A 24,037-nucleotide genomic window follows, 5' to 3' on the forward strand; every position below is an offset into this window, starting at 1 on the left:
CGATTGCTTTCAAGGGTAGGCGTTGTCGAATGTCAAATGGCCGGAGCCCCCTCAGCGAAACCGAAACGTTCACGTAGCCGCTGCTCACGGAACCCTTCGAGAAGGCGCTCATAGCGACGCGGAACCCGACTACTGGTGCGAGTGACCAGATGCAGCGATTCGTACTCCACCACCGGCAAGTCGAGCTCCTTGACCTGGCGCTGCCAGGGGGAGGTCTCGAGCACCAGACGCGAGACAACCGTGAAGCCGAGCCCACGTGCCACGGCATCCAGTACCATGGCCACTTCATTGGTGAAACCCTGCCGGCGAAACTGGCTCATGGAGCGGAATTCATCGGGAAAATTGCTGCGCAACAGCGCCCCGGCATGATTGACGCCATCGGAATAGTTGATGAAGCCGATGCCCATCAGCTCGGTGAGCGTGGTGCCGGCAAAGTCAGCGGGGACCACCAGGCAAAGTGGTTCTTGATGCCATAGCGAGCAGTCCAGTTCAGGATGCCGAACCGGCTCGGTGATAATGCCCAGGTCATGCCGCCCCGCCAGCACATCGGTGACGATCTCGTGACTGAAGGCGAAGCTGTAGCTGACCGTCAGGCCCGGACACATCTGCTGCTGACCCAGTATATAAGGGTACAGCATCAGCCCTACGCTTCCCGGCGAGCCAATGCGGCACTCACCCGTATCCAGGGCCTCGTCGTCCAGGGAATGGCGAAACTGCTCGTGCTCGGAGAACAGGCGCAGGCCATAGTCATAGGCGCGCCGTCCGGCCTCGGTCAGCGCGAAACGACGTCCATTGCGCTCCAGCAATGGTTTATCGAGGTAATCTTCCAGCTTGCGCACATGCTGGCTGACGCCGGGCTGGGTCATTTCCAGGCGCTGGGCGGTGCGTGTGAAGCTGCCGGTCTCGACCAGCATGATGAAGGTACGGAAATACTGGGCGTTGAACATGACGCATCACTTGCGGTTCGACCGAGGCCTGATACCGCCATTCTATCAGCACCGACGAAGCCGCGCAGCGCTGCGCCCCGAGCGAGCTCGTGGTAGCATTCCGGTCATGACTCGGCGAGCATTGGCCACGACACCGCAGCACCCGTCTCGCCCCAACCAGACCCAATTTCAGCCCCCTGCCCCTCCGGGACAGCGGGCCATACGACCTGACAAGGACCGTTCCATGCCCGACACGATCTCCAGCACCGTTTCACCCCTGGGCAGCCTGGAAGTGCTTTCCCAGCATGAAGTGAACCGACTGCGCGACACCTCCAAGGCCGGCCTGCACGACCTGCTGCGCCGTTGCGCCCTGGCGGTGCTCAGTTCCGGCAACATGACCGACGACAGCCTGGTGCTGATGGAGACCTATCACGACTTCGATATCGAAGTGATCCAGCAGGACCGGGGCATCCGGCTCAAGGTCACCAACGCCCCTGCCCAGGCCTTCGTCGACGGCAAGATGATCCGCGGTATCCGCGGGCACCTCTCCTCGGTGCTGCGCGACATCGTCTACGTCTACAACGAGATCCAGCATCATTCGCGCTTCGACCTCACCACGGCCGAAGGCACCACCAACGCCGTGTTTCACATTCTGCGCAAGGCCGGGACCATGAAACCCGGGCGGGATCCCGGCATCGTGGTGTGCTGGGGCGGGCACTCCATCGCCCGTGAAGAGTACGAGTACACCAAGGACGTTGGCTACCACCTGGGGCTGCGCGAACTCGATATCTGTACCGGCTGCGGCCCTGGCGCAATGAAGGGGCCAATGAAGGGGGCCAATCTGGCCCATGCCAAGCAGCGTATCCATGACGGGCGCTACCTGGGCATCTCCGAGCCAGGCATCATTGCCGCCGAAGCCCCCAACCCACTGGTCAACGAACTGGTGGTCATGCCTGACATCGAGAAGCGCCTGGAAGCTTTCATTCGCCTCGGCCACGGCATCGTTGTCTTCCCTGGCGGCGTGGGTACCGCGGAGGAGATCCTCTATCTGCTCGGCATCCTGCTCCATCCCGACAATGCCGACATGAAGATGCCGGTCATCTTCACAGGACCGGCCAGCGCCAAGGACTACTTCGCGCGCATCGACGAATTCCTGGTCTATACCCTGGGTGAGCAGGTCCGGGCCAAGTATCGCATCATCGTCGACGACCCCATCGAGGTGGCCCGTACCATGCGCAAGGGAATCGACGCGGTCACCGATTTCCGCCGCGAGCATCAAGACGCCTTTCACTACAACTGGCGCCTGACCGTTGCCCGTGACTTCCAGGAAACCTTTGAGCCGACGCACGAAGCCATGGGCAGCCTCGCCCTTCACCGGAACCAACCGGTCCATGAACTGGCCGCTAACCTGCGTCGCGCGTTCTCCGGCATCGTCGCCGGCAACGTCAAGGAGAACGGCATTCGCGCCATCGAGGCGAAAGGCCCCTTCTCCCTGCACGCAGAACCGGAACTGATGCGGCGGCTTGACGCACTGCTGGGCTCCTTTGTTACACAGGGCCGCATGAAGCTACCGGGTCGCGAGTATGTGCCCTGCTATCAGCTGGTGTAGCGTCAAGAAGGACCAAGAACGGCAACACCGCCGTGGTAGGAAAAAACAGCTGTAGGAGCGCTCGGTTCGGCGTTCCGACTCCGCATCGCGACTGGCGCCGATAGGCGCCCGGCGGAGGCTGCCGGCGCTGGCGGTAATCGCCAGCATTGGTGACACCGCCGGGAGGCCTTCGGCCTCCAGTCGTGAGCTAAAGCTTCCTCCAACAACGGTGTGGCACCGTCGGTGGAAAGAAACGTTGTTGGAGCGCTCGGTTCGGCGTTCCGACTCCGCATCGCGACTGGCGCCGTCAGGCGCCTCGGCGGAGGCCACCAACGCTGTCAGAAACTGCCAGCCCCCAGCGGAGTCATTGCTGTCTACGACGCCTACCTGGCTGCCACCGGGCGCCACCACAGCCACAGGACATGCAGCAGCAGCCCAGCCGTGGTGGCGTGAGCGATAAACAGCTGCCAGCTGATCCAGTCAGTCATCAGGGTGTGCCAGGCGCCCATCAGCCCCAGGCCTGCGAGCAGCGAGGCGCCAAACCGCTTGAGCAACATCGGCAGGCGATGGCGCTCGCTCGCTTCCAGCATGCGCCAGTGCACCGCCGCGACGGCCGCAACGGCGAGCAGTGCGAGGGTGATCATGGTCAGGCGGTTGTCGTGCCCTCCCGCCAGGTAGCGCGGTATGGTGGAGAGCATAAGCAGCAGCAGGCCCAGCATGATGCTCAACCGCTCCGCTGTCGGCGTGGCGTTCATCAGGCCACCTTCAACTGCTGGGCATCGATCCACTCTTCCACCCAAGGGATCGCCGCATCATCGGCCATGAAGGTTTCCATGGCATCAACCTCCAGCCGATCCCCCAGGCGAGTGGCTCCCAGCCCCTGCAGCATGTCGTCCAACTGGCGCCCGGCGCCGCAGAAGGTGTCCCCGTAGGAGCTGTCGCCCAGCGCAATCACGCCGTAACGCAGATCCGAAAGCGCGGGACTCTGCTCATCGAGGCCACGGGCGAAGGGCACGAAGTTGCCGGGGAAGTCACCGCTACCGGTGGTGGATACGCAGAACAGCGCAAGATCGGTGGGGGAATCGGTCAAGTCAGACACGGTCGGCTGTTCGAGGATATCTACCTCGTAGCCGGCCGACTCGAATAGCGGCTTGACCTGTTCGGCGACATCGAGCGCGCCACCATACATGGTTCCAACAAGGATCTTCAGCATTGGCATGTCGAGGGTATACCTGAGTATTTTGGTCGGATATTAACATGGCGATGGACGGCATGCAGCCCGGGGAATGTCCGAGTATAATGCTCGGACTTTATGTCAAGGAGGCGACATGCTGCAGACCTTCGAAGCCTGGATCACACCGATCATGATCGGTGGGCTGGTACTTTTCATGAGCTTCATCATCTGGGACCTGGCCAAGAAATCCCAGGCCGGAAAATTCGGCACCATCATGCTTTTCGTTGTGCTGGGCGCCGGCATTCTCGGTTATCTACTGAAAGTCGTCATTACCTGGCTGATCGAACGCGGCGGCGGTGTCTGAAAAAGTCGAGGGCCGACGATGCCGCCCACCAGCGGGTGGCATCGTCTCGCCAATTTTTGCCTTGTCTGACCTTCGCTCGCCGACTTTTCTGGCAATGCCGGGCACCTCAGCTGGGCAGCGGCCCCTCGAAGCACTCGACCTGGCTCTTCAGCTTCTGACCAGGTCGGAAGGTCACCACACGCCGAGCCGAAATGGGGATCTCCTCGCCGGTCTTGGGGTTTCGCCCCGGACGTTCCCGCTTGTCTCGCAGGTCGAAGTTACCGAAACCGGACAGCTTGACCTGTTCGTTTTCACGCAGGCAGGCCCGAATTTCCTCGAAGAAAGCCTCCACCATCGACTTGGCTTCCCGCTTGGTCAGCCCCAACTCGGCATGAAGGTGTTCGGCCAGTTCCGCCTTGGTCAACGCTCCCATGTCTACTCCTTCAGAGTGGCGGTCCAGCCCGCCGCCGGTTTTACAGCATCGTCTGCGTCCGATAGCCTGGCGGAGTTCCCCTTCCGATGACGACCGAAAATGTCATCCGCGCAGTTCGGCTCCCAGGTGCTGATGCGATTCGGCGACAATGGCATCGACCAACTGATTGATTTCCTCGTCATTCAGCGTGCGCGAAGGATGCTGCCAGGTCAAGCCCAAGGCAACGCTCTTGTACCCTTCTGTAACGCCCTTGCCCTGATAGACATCGAAAAGTCGCAGCTCCTCGAGCCACTGGCCGGCCTTTTTCCGCACACAGTCGAGCAGCGACTGTACCGCTTGATCCTCCTCGACCATGAACGCCAGGTCTCGCCGCACTTCCGGGTAGCGGGAAAGCGGCACGAAGGACGGGAGTACGCCATGAGTCAGGGCATCCTGCCTGACCTCGAAGAGAAGCGCATCGGCCTTGATGCCCAATGCGGCCTTGACCCCTGGATGCAAGGCACCGATCCAGCCGACTGCCTCCCCGCGATAGAGGATGCGCGCGCTCTGCCCCGGATGTAGCGAGGGGTGCTCACCGGGCTCGAAGCGCCAGGCATCCGCCTCCCCGCCCATGGCAATCAGGCTTTCCAGGTCACCCTTGATGTCGAAAAAATCCACCTTGTCACGACCACCAGTCCAGCCTTCCGGCTCGCGGGAACCGCAGGCCAGCGCGCCAATCATTGGCGTCTGCTGAAGATCGTCCAGATCCCCACGGAACACCAGGCCCGCCTCGAACAAGCGCACACGGTTCTGCTGTCGATTCAGGTTATGTTCCAGCGCTCGGACCAGCCCCGGGAATAGGCTCGCCCGCATGACCGAGAGATCGCTGGAGATGGGGTTGGCCAACCGGGGCGATACCGCATCGGGCAACAACGCCTGCTGAAGGTCAGGAGCGACAAAGCTGTAGGTCACCGCTTCCTGATAACCCCGCGCCACCATCTGCCGACGCAGGCGCCACAGTGGCGTTCGCGCCTCATGGTCCGGGCGCAGCGCAAGCCGTGCGGAAGGACGACGTACCGGAAGCTGGTTGTAGCCGTGAATCCGCGCAATTTCCTCGATCAAGTCCTCTTCGATGGAAATATCGAAACGCCAACTTGGCACCCTCGCCTTCCAACCGGAGGCGGTGGTATCGACCACCATACCCAGCCGCTGAAGTATCTCGGTCACCTCCTCGCCCGGCAGCTGCTTGACCAGCGCCTGCTCGAGGCGTGCAGCGCGCAGCGTCACTTCACGTTCGGCGGGCAGCTGCGCCTGGCTCGTCGCGTCGACCAGCGGGCCCGGCTCACCCCCGGTGATCTGCAGCAGCAGGGCCGTGGCCCGCTCGATGGCGTCCTCCGTCAATTGGGGGTCAACGCCTCGCTCGAAGCGATGCGACGCATCGGTATGCAGGCCATAGGCGCGCGCCTGGCCCGCCACGGCCAGCGGCGAGAAGTAGGCAGCCTCAAGGAAGATATCCTGTGTCGCCGCACTGACGCCCGAGTCCTCCCCCCCCATCACCCCGGCAATGGCCAGCGGGCCGCGCTCATCGGCGATCACCAGCGTCGATGCACTCAAGGTGATCTCCTGCCCATCGAGCAGTACCAGTCGCTCGCCTTCTCGGGCCAGGCGCACGACCACGCCGTCATGCAGGTTGGCACGGTCGAAGGCATGCAGGGGCTGGCCCAGCTCGAGCATCACGTAGTTGGTGATGTCGACCACCGGGTCGATGGAACGTACGCCACTGCGGCGAAGCCGCTCGACCATCCAAAGCGGCGTTGCGGCCGCCACGTCGACGCCCTTGATCAGGCGCCCGATATAGCGCGGGCAACGCTCCACGTCTTCGACACGAACCGGAAAGGTCTCGTCATGCGTCGCCAGCACAGGCGTCACGTCCGGCGATATCACCGGCAGCCGGTTGAGTACGCCGACCTCCCGGGCCAGCCCCTTGAGGCTCAGGCAGTCACCGCGATTGGGTGTCAGGTCCACTTCGATGGTGTTGTCGTCGAGGCCCATCCAGGCACGGAAGTCCTCCCCCGCCGGCGCCTCCAGCGGCAGCTCGAGAATACCCGGCGAAGTCTCCTCCTCCAGGCCCAGCTCCGAGGCGGAGCAGATCATGCCGCAGGACGCCACGCCGCGAAGCTTGGCCTTACGGATATTGAAGTCGCCGGGCAGCACGGCACCGACGCGGGCGAAGGGCACCTTCTGGCCGACTACCACATTCGCTGCGCCGCAGACCACCTGAACCGGCTCCCCACTGCCATCGATGACCTGGCAGACATTGAGCTTGTCGGCATCAGGATGCGGCGCCTTGCCCACCACCTCGGCGATGACCACGCCACTGAAGAGCGCCGCCACCGGCTCGATGGCATCCACTTCAAGCCCGGCCATGGTGATCTGGTCGGCCAGCGCCTGAGCGCCCAGCTGCGGCGAGACCCACTCACGCAGCCACTGTTCGGAAAATTTCATAACTAATCCCGTGTTCTGCCGAAGTTCATGTAACAGTTCATGTAACGCCGCCCGATCAGGCGAACTGGCGCAGGAAGCGCAGATCGTTGTCGAAGAACAGCCGCAGGTCATTGACACCGTAGCGCAGCATCGCCAGGCGCTCGGCGCCCATGCCGAAGGCGAAGCCCTTGTACCGCTCCGAGTCGATGCCCGAATGGCGGAACACTTCCGGATGCACCATGCCGCACCCCATCACCTCCAGCCAGCCGCTCTGGGAGCAGACGCGACAGCCCTCACCGCTGCACATCACGCACTGGATATCGACCTCGGCGGAAGGTTCGGTGAAGGGAAAATAGGAAGGACGGAAGCGCACCGAGAGATCATCCCGCTCGAAGAAGGCCTGCAGGAAGTCCTCGATGGTGCCCTTGAGATCGGCAAAACTCACATCCTCGTCGACCAACAGTCCTTCCACCTGGTGGAACATGGGCGTGTGCGTCAGGTCGGAGTCGCTACGATAGACCCGCCCCGGGCAGACGATGCGAATCGGTGGCGCCTGCTCCTTCATGGTGCGCACCTGAACCGGCGACGTATGCGTACGCAGCAGCCGGGTGGCATCGAAATAGAAGGTATCGGCCATGCCCCGCGCAGGATGGTGAGCGGGAATATTGAGCGCTTCGAAGTTGTGGTAGTCGTCCTCGATTTCCGGCCCCACGGCAACGTCATAGCCGATCCGGGTGAAGAGCCCTTCGATGCGCTCCAGGGTGAGCGTCACGGGATGCAGGCCACCGCTGGGCTGGCCACGGCCGGGCAGCGTCACGTCGATGCGCTCTGCGGCCAGCTGAGCCTCCAGTGCCGCCCTGGACAAGGCCTGCCGACGCTCGTCGAGCTCCTGGGCCAGCGCCTGCTTGGCCTGGTTGATACGTTCGCCTGCCGCGGGACGCTCGTCGGCCGGCAGCTTGCCCAGCCCCTTGAGCTGAGCGGTAATCTCGCCTTTCTTGCCGAGATAGCGCACGCGCAGCTCATCGAGCGCCACGATGTTGTCGGCGGCCTGGATGGCTTGACGGGCCTCGGTGACCAGTGTGGGTAGATGGTCCATCCGTTGAGCTCCGAAATCGTTGATCTTGACTGAAAAAACGTCGAGTTTCGATCGACAAAAAAACAGGGGAAGAGCGGCTGCTCTTCCCCTGCGACGGTCTGGCGTTGAAGGAGACCGGCCAACGCCGGCCCGACGCCATCGGTCGGAATCGCTTACTGGGCAGCCTTGGCCTTCTCGACGATGGCAGCAAAGGCGGCCTTCTCGTGAACAGCCAGATCGGCCAGCACCTTGCGGTCGATCTCGATACCGGCCTTCTTCAGGCCACCGACGAAACGGCTATAGGACATGCCGTGCTGACGGGCGCCGGCGTTGATACGCTGGATCCACAGGGCACGGAACTGACGCTTGCGGTTGCGACGGTCACGATAGGCATACTGGCCTGCCTTGATGACAGCCTGCTTGGCCACGCGAAAAACGCGTGAACGGGCGCCATAGTAGCCCTTGGCCAGCTTCAATACTTTCTTGTGACGACGACGAGCGACGACACCACGCTTGACACGAGTCATAGCTTTCTCCTGACGTTAAAAAAGAACAAGCAGAGGCTTACAGGTTCGGCAGCATGCGCTGAACGAGGGCCTTGTCGGCGTCGTGGATAAGCTTCGTACCACGCAGGTGACGCTTACGCTTGGTCGACTTCTTGGTCAGGATGTGGCTACGGTACGACTGCTTGTGCTTGAAGCCATTGGCAGTCTTCTTGAAGCGCTTGGCAGCGCCACTGTTGGTCTTGATCTTCGGCATGAGGAAATTCTCCGCTCGAGTTTTTTAGATAATCCGTGGCCTATGGTCGGCTTTGACGCCGACCATCCGTTTGACTGGCCGTCGGATCACTTCTTCTTGGGGGCAATGATCATGATCATCTGGCGCCCTTCCATCTTGGGGAAGGCCTCCACGGTCCCGATCTCCTCGAGATCCGCAGCGATCCGTTCCATCAGCTTGCGGCCGATGTCCTGGTGCGCCATTTCACGGCCGCGAAAACGCAGCGTGACCTTGCCCTTGTCGCCACCTTCGAGGAAACGAGTCAGGTTTTTCAGCTTGACCTGATAATCGCCCTCGTCGGTGCCAGGCCGGAATTTCACTTCCTTGACCTGTATCTGCTTCGTCTTCTTCTTCTGAGCGGCCTTCTGCTTCTTCTGCTCAAAGACGAATTTGCCGTAATCCATGATCTTGCAGACGATGGGGTCGGCATTGGAAATCTGGACGAGGTCCAAACCGGCCGCTTCGGCTCGCTCCAGTGCTTCACTGGTGGGCACGACGCCCAGCTGCTCGCCGTCGCTGTCGATCAGGCGTACCTGATCCTCGGTAATACGCTCGTTCATTGGGGGGCGCTTGTCCTGAGGACGTCCGCGCTGGCTGCTTCGCTTGATCGTTCCGTCTCCGTTCCGGTAATTGACAGTGTCGTTACCAACCTTCGGCCCGAACACGTTCGATAAATTCATCGACGGTCTGGACTCCGAGGTTTTCGCCGGTGCGGGTGCGCACGGCAACCGAGTCGGCTTCGACTTCCTTATCCCCTACCACAAGGAGATAGGGAACTTTCTGCAACGTATGCTCGCGGATTTTAAAGCCGATCTTCTCGTTCCTCAAGTCCGCCTTGACGCGAAGACCGATTTTCTGCAAGCGACGCTCCAATTGTACCGCATAGTCGCGCTGCGCATCGGTAATTGTCATCACGACCACCTGTTCCGGCGCCAGCCAGAGCGGCATGGCTCCGGCATAGTGCTCGATCAGGATGCCGATGAAGCGCTCGAAGGAGCCGAGAATGGCTCGATGCAACATGACCGGCGTCTTGCGCTCACCGTCTTCATCGACGAACTGGGCGCTCAAACGACCGGGCAGATTGAAATCCAACTGCAGTGTACCGCATTGCCAGACACGATTCAGGCAATCGCGCAGGGCGAATTCGATCTTGGGTCCATAGAACGCACCTTCACCCGGCTGTAGCTCCCACTCAAGACCCGTGGCATCGAGTGCCGCCTCCAGCCCTTGCTCGGCCCGGTCCCACAGCCCCGCCTCGCCCATGAAGCCCTCGGGGCGAGTCGACAGCTTGAGCTCCACGTCGTCGAAGCCCAGCTCCTTGTACACCTTGAGCGTCAGGGCGATGAAGTCTTCCGCTTCGGCCTGAATCTGCTTCTCGGTGCAGAAGATATGCGCATCGTCCTGGGTGAAACCGCGCACTCGCATCAGGCCGTGCAGCGAACCGGACGGCTCATTACGGTGGCAGCTGCCGAATTCGGCCAGGCGCAGGGGAAGATCGCGGTAGCTCTTCAGCCCCTGATTGAACACCTGAACGTGGCAGGGGCAGTTCATCGGCTTCACCGCGTATTCGCGCTTCTCCGACTCGGTGGTGAACATCAGGTCGCTGTAATGCCCCCAGTGACCGGACTTCTTCCACAGTGACAGATCGACCACCTGCGGGGTGCGAATCTCCTGATAGCCATGCTCGACCTGGATCCGGCGCATGTATTGTTCGAGCGCCTGATAGAGGGTCCAGCCGTTAGGGTGCCAGAACACCATGCCCGGCGCCTCTTCCTGCAAATGGAAGAGGTTCATGCGCTTGGCCAGCTTGCGGTGATCGCGCTTCTCGGCCTCCTCGAGGCGCTGGAGATAGGCCTTAAGCTGCTTCTTGTCACCCCAGGCCGTACCGTACACCCGCGTCAGCATCGGGTTGCTGGCATCGCCACGCCAGTAGGCACCGGCCAACTTGGTCAGTTTGAACGCCTTCAGGTGCCGGGTGTTGGGCACGTGAGGCCCCCGGCACATATCGATATATTCCTTGTGCTGATAGAGACGAATCGTCTCACCCTCGGGAATCTCGCGGACGATCTCCTGCTTGTAGGGTTCTTCGCGATGCAGAAAGGTCAACATCGCCTGGTCGCGGTCCACGTATTCGCGGACCACGTCATACTCCTCGTCGATCAGCGCCTTCATGCGCGTCTCGATCGCGGCCAGATCGTCCGGGGTGATGGAAACACCGAAGTCGATATCGTAGTAGAAGCCGTCGTCGATCACCGGCCCGATTGCCATCTTCGCCTCGGGATAGAGCTGCTTGACCGCATGGCCAATCAGGTGGGCGCAGGAATGGCGAATGACCTCGAGGCCCTCCGGATCCCGGGCGGTGATGATAGCCACTTCGGCGTCATGATCGATGACGTCGGCAGCGTCCACCAGCGCGCCATCGATCTTGCCGGCAACACAGGCCTTGGCCAGGCCCGGCCCGATCGATTCGGCCAACTGCATCACGGAAAGAGGTTCGTCGAAGGTTCTCTGGCTGCCATCCGGCAGGGTCACGATGGGCATTGAAGCGTCCTTGTGCGCAGTGGTGATCCATACCAGGGATCACGTGCCGCAGTGAGTGGCGTAGTTCAAACTAGGTCAAAATGGTTCAAAACAGCGCGTGACAGTCACGACAGCCGACAAGACTACCAGATGCCCCCCTTCTCACGCCACGCCTCCCAGCCGGCACAAGACAGAACAGGGACACAGAACGCAACAGGGGCACCCGAAGGTGCCCCTGTGTACTGCAATGACCTTGGTTCAGGCCACGGGTCCGATCAAGCGATCAGTCCCAGTTGACGATTTCCACGCGACGGTTCTGCGCGCGACCTTCGTCAGTCTCGTTGGTGGCGACCGGACGTGACTCGCCATGACCGACGGTAGTCATGCGGTTGGCAGCAATCCCGCGAGAGACGAGGAAGTCCCTGACGGACTCAGCACGACGCTGGGACAGGCCCTGATTGTACTCGGCAGAACCGACGTGGTCGGTGTGTCCCTCGATGCGGACACGCATCCCGGGATTCTCACGCAGAGTGTTAGCCACCTGGTCGAGCTCGCGGTGTGCACCCGGACGAATATCGGCAGAGTCGAAGGCGAAGGTGACTTCGCTATCCAGCACTACCGGTTCGAACTCGGGCGCAGGTGCCGGGGCAGGCTCCGGCATCGGCTCAGGTGCGGGCTGGGCAACCGGTTCCGGTGTACGGTCCGCACACAGCAGCGCACCGATGGCAGAACCGGCAACTGCGCCAGTAGCCGCGCCGGTATCCTCATCGGAGCTGCCGCTGGTGGCATACCCGATGCTGCCGCCGATCAGGCCGCCCGCAATACCGCAGACTACGGGTTGCTGATACCAGGGGCGTTCTGAAGATGCGGATGCACCTCCACCCTGAGTGCTAGCACAGCCTGAAAGGCCGATCACGAGAGCAGAACCTAACAGCAAGCCAGTCGTAGATTTTTTCATTACAAGACTCCTTCTTGATTCATCTTCGGGCAATCCATTGTCGAGGACCCGAAATATCCGGGAATTCTGGGACCCGGTTGTTCCTAGTGTAGGCTGTATTCAGCCTCTCTCAAAGCATAACCTAATTCAACTGTCGAAGTATTAGGTGGGCTCAGTGTCAAACGCACATAGAGGCAATACAAGCGTGCCGAAACACGCAAAGCGTTTCAATGGGAAATTTTTGTATTATTTTTGTACAGTAGCCTCATGTTCAAGGATTTTCACCGTCAGTGCAGGCTTTCGGGCCAGCCCCGGCGAAACGCGAGCACTTCGGCCGCCGCCTGCAGCACGGGCTGGCGCAACTCCGCCTCCACCTGCAGACGTTCGCGGTCTTCCCGCATTCTATCGCGGGGCGCGAGTGCCTTGCGTGCCGAGTGGGTGTGCAAGTGCTGGGTCCGGGCATACACCTCGCCAAAGGGACGAAAGGCCGGCCGTTCCATCAGTTGGGGGTCGAGTATCTCCAGCAACACTTTGCAGCGCCAGGCGCCTTCGGTGACATCCACCTGCTCCTGCAACAGGGAGGAGGCGACAATCTCGAGGTTTTCGAGGCAGTTATTGTGGGCGCGTTGAAGCTCATCCCTCTGCACCGCCTGCCGACGCTTGACCTCACGCCAGAGAGTGAAGGCGTATGCGCCCATACCGGCAATGATGGCCACGCCCAGCGCAAGCAGGATCAGGGCAGTCGTTGTCGTCATGGCGTCTTCCAGCCTGTGGTTGTGAATTGGCTCGAATTGTACCTCAGGTGGGGCCAATCGACACGCTCACGGCAGAAGATGGGCAACCAGGGACAGATCACTGCAGGCCACAAAAGGCCCGTTCACCAAACTGTCACCGGTGTTGTAGCGCAATGCCCGCCCCGACTCGAGGCTTAGCACAGCACCGCCAGCCCCCTCGAGGACACCCTGTCCCGCGGCGGTGTCCCACTCACAGGTAGGACCGAACCGCGGGTAGACGTCGGCGCTGCCTTCAGCAATCCGGCAAAACTTCACCGAACTGCCGCATCGCTGCAATTGCGCATCGGGAAAGCCAGCCACCAGACGCCGGGTTTCATCGTCGAGATGGCTACGACTGGCGACGATTCGCAGCGGCGTACCGATGCGAACCGCCAAGGGCTCGCGCACATCTTCCCTCCACCGCCAGGCACCCAGGCCCGAACCGCCGGCCCAGGTCAATCCGGCAGCCGGGGCGTGCACCATGCCGAGTAGCACAGCCCCATCCCGGACAAGCGCCACATTGACGGTGAAGTCGTCATAGCCATCGACATAGTCACGCGTACCGTCCAGAGGGTCGACCAGCCAGTAGCTCAGCCACTGGCTGCGATCCAGCCAAGGGGGCGCTACCCGCTCCTCGGAAAGCACCGGCAGGCCGATCAGCTGAGGCAGGCCTTCTTCAAGGCGGCGCTGAGCGGCGCGATCCGCCTCGGTGACAGGGCTCCCATCGAGCTTGTACTGGACATCTCGACTCGCCTTGCGGATGGCAAGGATATCTCGCCCCGCCGCTTCGCAGAGACAGCGAAGCGCTTCCAGACTCGGCAGTTCAACCGGTGCCTTGCCGACAGACATGGCCACCCCCTCTCGCATGCATGGCTAACGATGCAATCTGCAACCAGCTTCCCCTACGCTGAAGCCAAGCATCCACCAAAGTATAATAGAGTGCCAGGCAGGCTGTTGCACCCAGGAGCGACGATGGTTCGACCGAGTCGGCCGCACATGCAGGAACACGGTCCCGGCACGAGCAACTCCATGCCTGCATGTGGTGGCACGCCGGATCACATCATCCAGAGGCTCGCATAGTGGTCAAGGAGCAGCGCCCCGAACACCCCGAGGATATAGCGAATCGAGAACCAGAAAGCGGCCAGGGGGGCCTGTGGATCTTGGCCACGCCACACCTTCCAGTTCCAGTACATGAACCGAAGATTGAGCGCCATGACCCCGATGAGATAGACCGCACCACTCATGCCGATGACGAATGGCATCATCGTTACGGCAACGGTCAGCCAGCCATAAAGCCAAACCTGCAAGCGTGTGAACGCCTCGCCATGGGTGACCGGCAGCATGGGTACACCGGCACGGGCATATTCATCGCGCTTGTGTATCGCCAAGGCCCAGAAGTGAGGCGGCGTCCAGGCGAACACGATAAGCATCAGCAGCAGTGGCTCCGGGCCCAATTGCCCGGTAACTGCCGTCCACCCAAGCAACGGTGGCGCCGCTCCGGCAACGCCACCGATGACGATGTTCTGCGGTGTGGCCCGCTTGAGGAAGGCGGTATAGATCAGCGCGTAGCCGATCAGCGAGCCGAGAGTCAGCCAGGCCGTCAAGGCATTGACCTGCCACAGCAGCAATAGAATGCCCGCCACGGAGAGCAACGAGGCCCAGCCCAGCGCCAGTGCCGTGGGCATACGCCGACTCGCCAACGGACGACGCGATGTCCGCAGCATCATGGCATCCAGCCGCCGATCGACCACATGGTTGAACGCAGCCGCCCCACCCGCCGCCAGACCGATCCCCGAGAGCCCGAACACCACCGTAGCCAGCGGGGGTAATACCGGCGTCGCCAGAGCCATACCGACCAGCGCACAGGCCAGCATGACGACGACGACTCGCGGCTTGCACAGCGTGAGCAGATCCTGCCAGGTCCAGTCGGTAGCGCCCTGGGTATTGAAGGGCGCCATCAGAGCGCGCTTCAGTCCCGCTCGCTTCATTACCGCATTAGACATGCGCCCACTCCTTGTCCTGTCGTATTGTATTCACGTCCCCCACGGGCTCTCGCCAATGCCACACCGCCAGCGCCAGACACAGCACCAACGCCACTGCACCGGCCGTATGCAGCAATGCCAGCCAGAGCGGCAGCCACATCAGCACATTGGCAACGCCTAAACCCAGCTGCAGGACGTATATCCCTACCAACCCACCCAGCCAAGGCCTGAGTCGCGCCTCACGCCAGTAGCGCGCGGCCAATGCCAACAGGGTCAGTCCAAGCAGCAGCGCGCCAATGCGATGGCCCTGCTGTATGGCCATTCGGGCATCCGCGTGCAACTGCCCGTGGAGATAGTTCGGGCCTACCGTCTGGGTCAGATGAAAACCTTCGCTCCAGTCCATCTCCGGCCACCACTGACCGTTGCAGGTCGGGAACCCCTGACAGGCGATACCGGCATAGTTACTGGAAACCCAGCCGCCCAGGGCCAGCTGCAACAGCAGCAGCAGAATGGCCAGCCCCCAGAGCGGTGTTAGCCGCCGTCGCGGGCGTTCGCCCGTGTCGCCGGACGCAAACCGTCGCAGACGCAGGTGGAGCCAGACAAACAGCAGCAGTACGGCCAACCCTCCCAGCAAATGCATCGTCACCACCTGGGGCCACAGCTTCAGCGTGACGGTGAACGCACCGAAAGCCCCCTGCAGCAGAATCACCACAAGCAGTGCCAGGCTCACACCCCAGGGGTAGCCCTGGTATTTTCGCAAACCGGCTCCCGCCACCAGCAGTGCGATCACCAACAGGCCCAGGCCGGAGGCGATATAGCGATGAATCATCTCCACCCAGGCCTTGAAGCTTTCCAGCGGCGCATCCGGAGAGTGGGCCATGGCACGCTCGGCATCGGGAACCACCAGGCGCCCATAACAGCCGGGCCAATCCGGGCACCCCAGCCCCGCATCCACCAGGCGCGTCCACACCCCCACCAGGATCACAGTACTGGTGAAGAGGATGCCCAGCAGGCTCAGGGTGAGCAACAAGCCCACCCGAGACGCATTATCCCGGCCCCGCAGCGAAACGCCGTGCATTGTTTCGTTCCTCATCGATGTTGCTTGCCACTTGTTCATGCTTACGGCGAGCGCGCGAGACGACGACTCAGCGACTGCCAACCTCGAGCTCCGGTGCCGCTCGCTTGTCAGGATTCATGCGTAACAGATGAGTGACATCATCCAGTACGTCACGAGGCTCCACTTCGCTGGTGTAGGTCAGCACGGCGTGACCCTGAGGGTCGAGCAGCCAGACACGGCCCGGCGACTGCCACTCGGGCACCTGCTCCCACTGACCCAGAGACTCGCCCGGCAGCGCCGGCCCAGCGCCACCGATGCGCAAGCGGCTGACCCTGGGCGCTTCGCGACCCAGGGCGCGATGCAGGCGCCACCACTGATCGGCGTGGGCTTCACAGTTGCTGCTGCAGTCGAACGCGAGTATCCAGTCTCCCGCCTCCAGGGCCTGCCGAGGCTCGACAATCGGCCAGTGGTCGAAGGTCGGCACCTCGGGCGCCAGCTCACCATGGGCGGTACGCTGATCGGGAATGCCGATTCGCCACTCCACCATGACCCAGGCAGTTATCACAGGTATGGCAAAGATTGCGATCAATGCCAGCAGCTTGAAGCGCTGGCGACGCGCCCTCACGGCATCCTGCTCGTCAATGTGTTGCTCAACCGGCTTTTCTTGCACGTCTCTACCTTTTGCTGAGAGCTCTCTACGAGCCCTAGTGTACCGATTTCTACGATTACCGTTCTTGCGGACCTTTCGCAGGGCGCTCCTGCGAAGCACGACGATCCCTGAATAGCCGACGCCCACCGACGATCATCATGGCCAGGGCCGCGAGTGCCAGCCCCCACCACTGTACCGCGTAACCCACATGGCGCTCGGGCGGCATCACGCTGGGCTCCCACCATGGCTCGAGAAGACCGCCGCCCTCCTCCAGGTGCAGCCAGCCATCATGAGCAAATCCAGGCGACAGCCTCCAGGCGGCGAGATCGATCTGCTGCAGTCGCTGCTCTTCGCGGTTCGGGCCATAAAGTGGACCCGAATCACCAGCTTGCTGCCAGCGCCCTCTTAGCGTCACTTCCCCCTGTGGCGTTTCCACTTCAGGTGTCTCACGTATCGGACCTGTGGCCATGAAGCCGCGCTGTACCAGCCACAGCTGACCATCCACGGTGCGCAGTGGGGTCAAGGCTGCCACACCCAGCTGACCGTTGAGTGTACGATTATCGAGAAACAGGGTGTCGTCTTCCAGATATTCGCCGCGCAGTGTCAGTCGCGTTCCCTCCGGAGGAGCCATTGCGGGCGCTTCCAGCGTTGGTGCTGCGTCGAGCCTGGCGAGATAGTCGCGCTTGTCGTCGGCCCTCTCCCACTGCCATAGTCCGAGGGCCAGACCGAGTGTCACCAGCAGCGACCAGATCACGTACCATAGGCCCAGTCGCCAGCCGGGAAGATGCGCCCCCGGCACCCTTTCCCCGCTTCCCCCCTGACCCTTGATGGAGTAACTCATGCTGCTGAAGACCCTGATCGCCGTTGTATTCCTGGCCATGGTGACCAGCCTGGCAGCCGGCGTCGGCTTTCTGCTGCGCGACGACAGCCAGTCCCGCCGTCTGCTGGTTTCACTGAAGATCCGCGTGACCCTGGCCGCAGTACTGATTGCACTGCTGTTCTACGGATTCTATTTCGGCGAGCTGGCCGCCGCCTGAATCCCCGGCCTCTCATATCGATCTCCCGCTCAGCCCGGATGGACTGGGCGAGAGATTTCGAATCATCGAGACCTGCGCGGCGGCACCCTTCAGGTTCAGAATACGTAGACAAAGAGGAACAGGCCCACCCAGACCACATCCACGAAGTGCCAGTACCAGCAGGCCGCCTCGAAGCCAAAGTGCTCTTCGGGCGAAAAGTGGCGCCGAATAATCCTCGCCAGCATGACGATGAGGATCAAGGTACCCAGGATGACGTGCACCCCATGGAAACCGGTAAGGATGAAGAAGGTGGCGCCATAGATGCCCGCCTCGAGGGTAATGCCGTAATGCGCATAGGCCTCATAATATTCGACACCCTGGATCACGATGAAGCAGAGGCCCAGCAGCACCGTGCCGGCCAGCCAGTTGCGGCAGATCTTGCGATGCCCTTCCTTTAGCGCCTCGTGCGCCACGGTCAGAGTGATGCTGGAAGAAATCAGAATCAGCGTGTTGACCAACGGCAGGTGCCACGGGCTGAAGACCTGTGCTGGCCCGGAAATCGATGCATCGGGCGGGCTGAGCAGCGGCCAATGGGCCGTGAACTCAGGCCACAACAGCGCCGTGGGCCCCTTCGTTCCCTCGCCTCCCAGCCATGGAATGGCAAACATCCGCACGTAGAACAATGCGCCGAAGAAGGCCGCAAAGAACATCACTTCGGAAAAGATGAACCAACCCATGCCCCAGCGGAAGGAGCGATCCATCTGGGCGTCATAGAGCCCGCTGCGGGACTCCACTATGACATCGCGGAACCAGAGCGCCATCACGGCCACCACACCCGCCAGCCCCAGCAGCATGATAATGGTGCCACGACCATGCACCAGCATCATGCCGGTACCAATCATCATCATGCCCAGTGCCAGGGAGCCAAGCGCCGGCCACTTGCTGGTTGCAGGTACGTAATAGCTGCCACTCATGCCTCATCTCCTTCAATGGTCTTTGCAGCGGCCTGAAGCGGCGCTTGTTTGCCGTCAACGGGGTATAGCGTATAGACCAGGGTGACGGTATTGATCTCGGGGGGTAGATCGCGATCCAGCTGGAAGACCAGCGGCAGTTCGAGCCGCTCACCGGCCTCCAACCGCTGCTCCTCGAAACAGAAACAGCTGGCCTTGCGCACATGCCGCGTAGCGGTCGATGGCGAGACGCTGGGCACCGCACGCCCCCAGCTCTCGGCACCGCTTTGATTGTTGAAGGTGAAGTTCACCTCGGATGTCTGACCCGGGTGAATGCGCACCTGACGGGTCTCCACATCCAGGCGCCACGGCAAGCCGGAACCGTTGCGAGTAATGAACTGCACGGTGACCATTCGCGACTCATCCATGTTGTCATGGACCAATGCCTGGGCGTTGGTGTCCACCTTGCCGTTGATACCCGTGACGCGGCAAAACACGTCGTACAGGGGCACCAGGGCAAAGGCGAAAGCGAACATACCGACCAAGGCCGCCACACTGCGCCATACCGTGCGCCTCACCCCCGCGCCCTGAGTGTCCATCTCGTTGTCACTCATGCTTCGCTCCTCCTGTCACATGCCGGCACGCCGGCTCAGTGAGCCGGGCGCTGGTAGTTCGGCGGTGTTTCGAAGGTATGCAGCGGAGCCGGGCTCGGCACGCTCCATTCAAGGTCGTCGGCGTAGTCGCCCCAGGCTGCTGCCGGCGCTTTCTTCCCGCCCCTCACGCACAGGATCACTACGGCTACAAACAGCAGCTGGGAGAAACCGAACAGGAAGGCACCAAGGCTCGACACCATGTTGAAGTCGGCGAACTGCAGGGCGTAGTCGGGAATCCGGCGCGGCATACCGGCAAGACCCGAGAAATGCATCGGGAAGAAGGTTAGGTTGACCCCGATGACAGACAGCCAGAAGTGCCACTGTGACAGGCGCTCATGGGGATAGTGGCCAGTCCACTTAGGCAGCCAGAAGTAGACCCCCGCCATGATCGCGAAGATCGCCCCCGGCACCAGCACATAGTGGAAGTGCGCCACGACGAAGTAGGTATCGTGATACTGGAAATCGGCCGGTGCGATGGCAAGCATCAGTCCAGAGAAGCCACCGATGGTGAACAGCACCACGAAGGCCAGGGCAAACAGCATCGGCGGTTCAAAACTGATCGAACCCTGGAACAGGGTGGCGATCCAGTTGAACACCTTCACCCCGGTGGGCACGGCGATCAGCATGGTGGCATACATGAAGAACAGCTGCCCCACCAGCGGCATACCGACCGCGAACATGTGGTGCCCCCAGACCATGAACGACAGCAAGGCGATGGCGGCGGTGGCATAGACCATCGAGGCGTAGCCGAACAGGCGCTTGCGGGCAAAGGCAGGGATGATCGCCGACACGATCCCGAAAGCCGGCAGGATCATGATATACACCTCGGGATGCCCGAAGAACCAGAACAGGTGCTGGAACAGGACCGGATCACCCCCGCCCGCGGCATTGAAGAAGCTGGTGCCGAAGTTGATGTCCATCAGCATCATGGTGACCACCCCGGCGAGCACCGGCATCACCGCGATCAGCAGGAAGCCGGTGATCAACCAGGTCCACACGAACAGCGGCATGTCCATCATGCGCATGCCCGGTGCACGCATATTGAGAATGGTGGCGACGATGTTGATGGCGCCCAGGATCGAACTGATACCGGCAATGTGCAGGGCCAGAATGAAGAACGTGGTCGAGGGCGGAGCATAGGTGGTGGAAAGCGGCGCGTAGAAGGTCCAGCCGAAGTTGGGCCCTCCTCCCGGCATGAACAGCGTCGACAACAGCAGGCCGAAGGCAACCGGCAACAGCCAGAAGCTGAAGTTATTGAGGCGCGGCAAGGCCATGTCCGGCGCCCCGATCTGCAGCGGAATCATCCAGTTGGCCAGCCCGGTAAAGGCCGGCATGACCGCCGCGAAGACCATGATCAGGCCATGCATCGTCGTCATCTGGTTGAAGAATTCCGGATTGACGAACTGCAGGCCGGGCTGGAAGAGCTCCAGGCGCACCACCAGGGCGAAGATACCCCCGATGAAGAACATGACCAGCGAGAAGATCAGGTAGAGCGAGCCGATCTCCTTGTGGTTGGTGGTCAGTAGCCAGCGCATGAGGCCCTTGGGGGGCGCTTCATGGGCGTGTCCATGCCCAGCTTCCGCGGCGGTGCTGCTCTGCTCGAGGGTAGGCTGAGGAGGTACCTTAGGGGCCATCGGAAATCTCCAGATTCATTGTCTTGTTATGTCGAGGCGCAGGGTGGCCACGGCAAAAGCGCCGTGGCCGTGATCAGCGTTCCAGCTGCTCGGCAATGTCTGCAGGCTGCACCGCATCGCCGGTGTCGTTGCCCCAGGCGTTGCGGGTATAGGTGATCACCGCGGCAAGCTCGACAGGATTGAGCGTGGTACGGAACGACGGCATGGCAGTACCGGAGACACCATTGATGATGGTGTCCTTGTGCCAGTCGATATCGGAGAGAAGTTGCTCGTTGCCGGCCAGAGCCGGGAATGCCGGCGGAGAGCCCTGACCTTCCGGCTGGTGGCAAGAGGCGCAGATGCTGCCGTAGACGCCCTCGCCACGCTCCATGAGTTCGTCCAACTCCCACTCGCGGTCGACGCCAAGCGCTTCCTCGGCGGCCATTTCCTTCCGCTCAGCCAGCCATGTCTCGAATTCGTCCTCTTCCATGGCGTGAACCACGATGGGCATGAAGGCGTGATCGACGCCACACAGCTCGGCACACTGGCCGCGATAGATACCCGGCTCGTTGATGTTGACCCAGTTCTCGCTGATGAAGCCGGGAATGGTGTCCTGTTTCACGGCGAGATCCGGCACCCACCAGGCGTGAATGACGTCATCGGAGGTAAACAGGAAGCGAACCTTGCGGTTGATCGGCAGGACCAGAGGCTCGTCGACCTCCAGCAGATAGTTTATGCCGCGATCCTCGTCTCCGCGTATCTGAGCTCGCGGTGTCGCCATGCTCGAGTTGAAGGCGACGTCTTCACCGAGATATTCATAGCGCCAACGCCATTGCTGGCCGGTGACCATGACATCCAGTTCGGCATCAGAAGGGTCGTAGATCTTCTGCAGCGTCGCCGTGGCGGGAATGGCCATGCCGACCAGGATCAGCAGCGGGACTGCGGTCCAGATCACTTCCACGGTGGTGTTCTCGTGGAAATTGGCCGCCTTAGCGCCCTTGGAGTGGCGATGGCGAATCAGGGAGTAGAACATAACCCCGAACACGACCACTCCGATGACCACGCAGATCCAGAATATGACCATGTGCAGATTGTAGATTTCTCTACTGAGGTCTGTTACCCCCACCGGCATGTTCCAGCCACTGGCCAGAGCTGCCTGGCTCGAGCCGACAAGGGACAAGCCCCCTGCCAACCATACGAGCAGAGTGCGCATCGACGCCTCCCGATGTTTGTAGTTGTCGTAGCAATGGCAACCCCGAATGTCAGGGACGGGGGTCCTCACGCAAGCGCAAGAACATTAGCCGCTTCTGCAAAGATTATATGGAGACGGGACCCGAAAGTCACTGCTCCTGATCCCTCATTCTGTCTAACGCACCAGTCAACGCAGCACGCCATGACCGCGTTCGGCTCAACCCGCCGCCCAGATCGCCACCAGGGCAATCAAGCCCACAAACAGCAGCGCCATGACGATACCGACGAGGATAAAGGCCATCGGGTTACCCTCCTCGAAATCCTCACGCCGCCGTGCATCCTTCTGGACTCCCAGAAAAGCCGCCAACACTGACTTTATCACTCGCCACATGCGTGATCCTCACGACCATTCCGGATGACCATAGCATGCCACAGCAGGCCCGGGCTCGGATAACCACTTCCTCGAATTCCATCACAAAGTAGCATAATGCGACGCAGCAAAATCACCACCACACGCCACGCCCTGGGCTACACTTCAAGTATTGGAAAAGCCTCGATTACCATCCGCCCCAGGAGATCGTCATGACCAGCAAGAAGCCCGACCCCAGTGCCAACTCCCCGTTCGAGGCAACCCGGCCCATCATGGAGTGGTGGACCCAGCAATGGATGCAGGGCGCGACACCCATGACCCGCATGCAACTGGCCTGGATGGAGAACCTGTCGGAGATCATGCAACAGGAAGCCCGCTTCCTCTCGGCGCTTGCCGAGTCGAGCCAGCGCATCGCCAAATGCTATGCGACCCATCAGGGCGACCCCGCGAAAATGAACGAGTGCTACCAGGAGCTGGCCAAGGAGGTGGCGGAACAGCACATGGAGCGAATGAAGAACGTCGCCAGCCTGTCACACGACTTCCGGACCCGGATATGGGAAGAGCTCTAACAGTCGGCTACGCCTAGCCCAGCCCGAACGCCCTGACCAGTAGTGGCAGGAGGAAGGCCGTCAACAGGCCGGTCAAGGCCATGGCAAGCCCCGAGAAGGCTCCCGCTACCGCCCCGATTCTGGCAAATGCGTGGGCGGTACCGAAACCATGGGCTGCCAAGCCTAGCGTGAACCCCTGCACGCCGGGGTCGCTAACTCCCATCACCCGGAACAGCAGCGGCCCCAATGCACAGCCGATCGAACCCGTCAGCAAGACCAGCCCCGCTGCAAGTGAGGGAATGCCCCCGACCTGCTCGGCAATACCCATGGCTATCGGCGACGTCACCGAGCGAGGTGCCAAGCTCAGAATGGTTTCGATCTGTGCCCCCGACACCATGGCGACAGCGATCGTCGAACCCACTGCGGTCAATATCCCCACCAGGCAGGCCAGCAACAGTGGCCAAAGCAGGCGGCGAATACGCTCGCGGTGGTCATATAGCGGAATGGCCAGCGACACGGTGGCGGGCCCCAGCAGAAAATGGATGAACTGCGCCCCCTCGAAGTAAGTGGCGTAATCCATATCCACCAGCAGCAAGAAACCGACCAGCATGGCGATGGACAGGGTCACCGGATGTACCAGGGGCGTACCGCCCAGAGCCCGATTGATACGCACCGACACCATGAACGCCAGCAGCGTCGCCAGCAGCGACAGCAGCGGATTACCAGACAGGTAAACCCATAGCTGATCCAGCGCTACGACGCTCATTCTGCCTTACCGCGCCAGCGGCGCTGCAACTGATCCAGCACCCATGCGGTCACCGCCAGCGTCAACGCCGTCGACAGAATCAGCGTCAACACGATGGGCAATAGATCCATGCGGGGGTGCGGACGGAATCTTGGACTACATCGAGGGTAGTTCATGTATTCGTATGAAGATCGCATAAGGGCAGTGGAGCTCTACCTCAAGTACGGCAAGAGCGCGTCAGCAGTGGTTCGTGA

27 protein-coding genes are annotated in these 24,037 nt (G+C 61.5%); 4 read left to right on the top strand and 23 right to left on the bottom strand.

The window, feature by feature from the left end; translation table 11 throughout:
• Window positions 1-32: 32 nt before the first annotated feature.
• Window positions 33-947 (bottom strand): LysR family transcriptional regulator, encoded by a 915-nt coding sequence (locus tag DU505_RS20050; protein ID WP_114480738.1) that lies wholly within the window; start codon window positions 945-947, stop codon window positions 33-35.
• A 223-nt stretch (window positions 948-1,170) separates the two neighbouring features.
• Here DU505_RS20050 and ppnN point away from each other — a divergent pair, with 223 nt between their 5' ends.
• Window positions 1,171-2,535, top strand: a complete 1,365-nt coding sequence (gene ppnN, locus DU505_RS20055) for a nucleotide 5'-monophosphate nucleosidase PpnN (protein WP_114480739.1) — start codon at window positions 1,171-1,173, stop codon at window positions 2,533-2,535.
• A 362-nt stretch (window positions 2,536-2,897) separates the two neighbouring features.
• Here ppnN and DU505_RS20060 read toward each other — a convergent pair whose 3' ends face one another.
• Window positions 2,898-3,269, bottom strand: coding sequence for a hypothetical protein (locus tag DU505_RS20060; protein WP_114480740.1), 372 nt, complete (start codon window positions 3,267-3,269; stop codon window positions 2,898-2,900).
• Window positions 3,269-3,733 carry a flavodoxin domain-containing protein gene (locus DU505_RS20065; RefSeq protein WP_114480741.1) on the bottom strand — a complete coding sequence of 155 codons (465 nt, stop codon included), beginning with the start codon at window positions 3,731-3,733 and terminating at the stop codon, window positions 3,269-3,271. The genes DU505_RS20060 and DU505_RS20065 overlap by 1 nt, the downstream gene beginning before the upstream one ends.
• Window positions 3,734-3,842: 109 nt before the next feature.
• Between DU505_RS20065 and DU505_RS20070 the strand changes: the two genes are divergently transcribed.
• Complete coding sequence (locus DU505_RS20070) at window positions 3,843-4,052, top strand: DUF2788 domain-containing protein (protein ID WP_114480742.1); 210 nt, start codon at window positions 3,843-3,845, stop codon at window positions 4,050-4,052.
• 106 nt (window positions 4,053-4,158) lie between these two features.
• Here the strand turns inward: DU505_RS20070 and ihfA are convergent, their stop codons facing one another.
• The 14 genes from ihfA to DU505_RS20140 all read right to left on the bottom strand — a co-directional run bounded on the left by ihfA (window position 4,159) and on the right by DU505_RS20140 (window position 17,538).
• The gene (ihfA, locus tag DU505_RS20075; RefSeq protein WP_114480743.1) at window positions 4,159-4,464 is read right to left on the bottom strand and encodes an integration host factor subunit alpha; all 306 of its coding nucleotides are present in this window, start codon (window positions 4,462-4,464) and stop codon (window positions 4,159-4,161) included.
• 102 nt (window positions 4,465-4,566) lie between these two features.
• Window positions 4,567-6,948: a phenylalanine--tRNA ligase subunit beta gene (gene pheT, locus DU505_RS20080; protein ID WP_114480744.1), complete on the bottom strand. Its 2,382-nt coding sequence runs from the start codon at window positions 6,946-6,948 to the stop codon at window positions 4,567-4,569.
• Window positions 6,949-7,003: 55 nt separating this feature from the next.
• Entirely contained in the window at window positions 7,004-8,023 is a 1,020-nt protein-coding gene (pheS, locus tag DU505_RS20085; protein ID WP_114480745.1) for a phenylalanine--tRNA ligase subunit alpha, read from the bottom strand.
• A 152-nt stretch (window positions 8,024-8,175) separates the two neighbouring features.
• Window positions 8,176-8,529 carry a 50S ribosomal protein L20 gene (rplT, locus tag DU505_RS20090; protein WP_043517631.1) on the bottom strand — a complete coding sequence of 118 codons (354 nt, stop codon included), beginning with the start codon at window positions 8,527-8,529 and terminating at the stop codon, window positions 8,176-8,178.
• 37 nt (window positions 8,530-8,566) lie between these two features.
• Window positions 8,567-8,761, bottom strand: coding sequence for a 50S ribosomal protein L35 (gene rpmI, locus DU505_RS20095; protein WP_043517630.1), 195 nt, complete (start codon window positions 8,759-8,761; stop codon window positions 8,567-8,569).
• Window positions 8,762-8,847: 86 nt separating this feature from the next.
• A complete protein-coding gene (gene infC / locus DU505_RS20100; protein WP_479688581.1) occupies window positions 8,848-9,444 on the bottom strand; it encodes a translation initiation factor IF-3 in 597 nt (198 codons plus the stop codon).
• A complete protein-coding gene (thrS, locus tag DU505_RS20105; RefSeq protein WP_114480747.1) occupies window positions 9,422-11,320 on the bottom strand; it encodes a threonine--tRNA ligase in 1,899 nt (632 codons plus the stop codon). The genes infC and thrS overlap by 23 nt, the downstream gene beginning before the upstream one ends.
• Before the next feature lie 262 nt (window positions 11,321-11,582).
• On the bottom strand, window positions 11,583-12,257 hold the full coding sequence (locus DU505_RS20110; protein ID WP_114480748.1) for an OmpA family protein: 675 nt from the start codon (window positions 12,255-12,257) through the stop codon (window positions 11,583-11,585).
• 266 nt (window positions 12,258-12,523) lie between these two features.
• Complete coding sequence (locus tag DU505_RS20115) at window positions 12,524-12,991, bottom strand: DUF2489 domain-containing protein (RefSeq protein WP_114480749.1); 468 nt, start codon at window positions 12,989-12,991, stop codon at window positions 12,524-12,526.
• Window positions 12,992-13,057: 66 nt separating this feature from the next.
• Window positions 13,058-13,858, bottom strand: coding sequence for a 3'(2'),5'-bisphosphate nucleotidase CysQ (cysQ, locus tag DU505_RS20120; protein WP_181872884.1), 801 nt, complete (start codon window positions 13,856-13,858; stop codon window positions 13,058-13,060).
• A gap of 206 nt (window positions 13,859-14,064) precedes the next feature.
• The gene (gene cyoE, locus DU505_RS20125; RefSeq protein ID WP_114480763.1) at window positions 14,065-14,967 is read right to left on the bottom strand and encodes a heme o synthase; all 903 of its coding nucleotides are present in this window, start codon (window positions 14,965-14,967) and stop codon (window positions 14,065-14,067) included.
• 37 nt (window positions 14,968-15,004) lie between these two features.
• Window positions 15,005-16,069 carry a COX15/CtaA family protein gene (locus tag DU505_RS20130; RefSeq protein WP_245948101.1) on the bottom strand — a complete coding sequence of 355 codons (1,065 nt, stop codon included), beginning with the start codon at window positions 16,067-16,069 and terminating at the stop codon, window positions 15,005-15,007.
• Window positions 16,070-16,136: 67 nt separating this feature from the next.
• A complete protein-coding gene (locus DU505_RS20135; RefSeq protein ID WP_245948102.1) occupies window positions 16,137-16,718 on the bottom strand; it encodes a hypothetical protein in 582 nt (193 codons plus the stop codon).
• Between the two features lie 55 nt (window positions 16,719-16,773).
• Window positions 16,774-17,538 carry an SURF1 family protein gene (locus tag DU505_RS20140; protein ID WP_114480752.1) on the bottom strand — a complete coding sequence of 255 codons (765 nt, stop codon included), beginning with the start codon at window positions 17,536-17,538 and terminating at the stop codon, window positions 16,774-16,776.
• On the opposite strand from DU505_RS20140, the gene DU505_RS20145 reads away from it, so the two are divergent.
• Window positions 17,537-17,734, top strand: a complete 198-nt coding sequence (locus tag DU505_RS20145; RefSeq protein WP_114480753.1) for a DUF2909 domain-containing protein — start codon at window positions 17,537-17,539, stop codon at window positions 17,732-17,734. The two genes, DU505_RS20140 and DU505_RS20145, sit on opposite strands and share 2 nt — an antisense overlap.
• A gap of 95 nt (window positions 17,735-17,829) precedes the next feature.
• Here the strand turns inward: DU505_RS20145 and DU505_RS20150 are convergent, their stop codons facing one another.
• From DU505_RS20150 to DU505_RS20170, 5 genes are all read right to left on the bottom strand, one after another.
• On the bottom strand, window positions 17,830-18,687 hold the full coding sequence (locus tag DU505_RS20150; protein WP_114480754.1) for a cytochrome c oxidase subunit 3: 858 nt from the start codon (window positions 18,685-18,687) through the stop codon (window positions 17,830-17,832).
• Window positions 18,684-19,277, bottom strand: coding sequence for a cytochrome c oxidase assembly protein (locus tag DU505_RS20155; protein WP_114480755.1), 594 nt, complete (start codon window positions 19,275-19,277; stop codon window positions 18,684-18,686). Before DU505_RS20155 ends, DU505_RS20150 begins: the two co-directional genes overlap by 4 nt.
• A 35-nt stretch (window positions 19,278-19,312) precedes the next feature.
• Entirely contained in the window at window positions 19,313-20,950 is a 1,638-nt protein-coding gene (gene ctaD / locus DU505_RS20160; protein ID WP_114480756.1) for a cytochrome c oxidase subunit I, read from the bottom strand.
• A gap of 73 nt (window positions 20,951-21,023) precedes the next feature.
• A complete protein-coding gene (gene coxB, locus DU505_RS20165) occupies window positions 21,024-22,142 on the bottom strand; it encodes a cytochrome c oxidase subunit II (protein WP_114480757.1) in 1,119 nt (372 codons plus the stop codon).
• 195 nt (window positions 22,143-22,337) lie between these two features.
• On the bottom strand, window positions 22,338-22,511 hold the full coding sequence (locus DU505_RS20170; protein ID WP_114480758.1) for a DUF2970 domain-containing protein: 174 nt from the start codon (window positions 22,509-22,511) through the stop codon (window positions 22,338-22,340).
• A gap of 191 nt (window positions 22,512-22,702) precedes the next feature.
• Between DU505_RS20170 and DU505_RS20175 the strand changes: the two genes are divergently transcribed.
• Complete coding sequence (locus DU505_RS20175; RefSeq protein WP_114480759.1) at window positions 22,703-23,059, top strand: phasin family protein; 357 nt, start codon at window positions 22,703-22,705, stop codon at window positions 23,057-23,059.
• 13 nt (window positions 23,060-23,072) lie between these two features.
• On the opposite strand, the gene DU505_RS20180 is transcribed toward DU505_RS20175, so the two are convergent.
• Entirely contained in the window at window positions 23,073-23,804 is a 732-nt protein-coding gene (locus tag DU505_RS20180) for an LrgB family protein (protein WP_114480760.1), read from the bottom strand.
• Window positions 23,805-24,037 lie beyond the last annotated feature (233 nt).

Source organism: Billgrantia montanilacus (assembly GCF_003336675.1).
GTDB classification, from domain to species: Bacteria; Pseudomonadota; Gammaproteobacteria; order Pseudomonadales; family Halomonadaceae; genus Halomonas; species Halomonas montanilacus.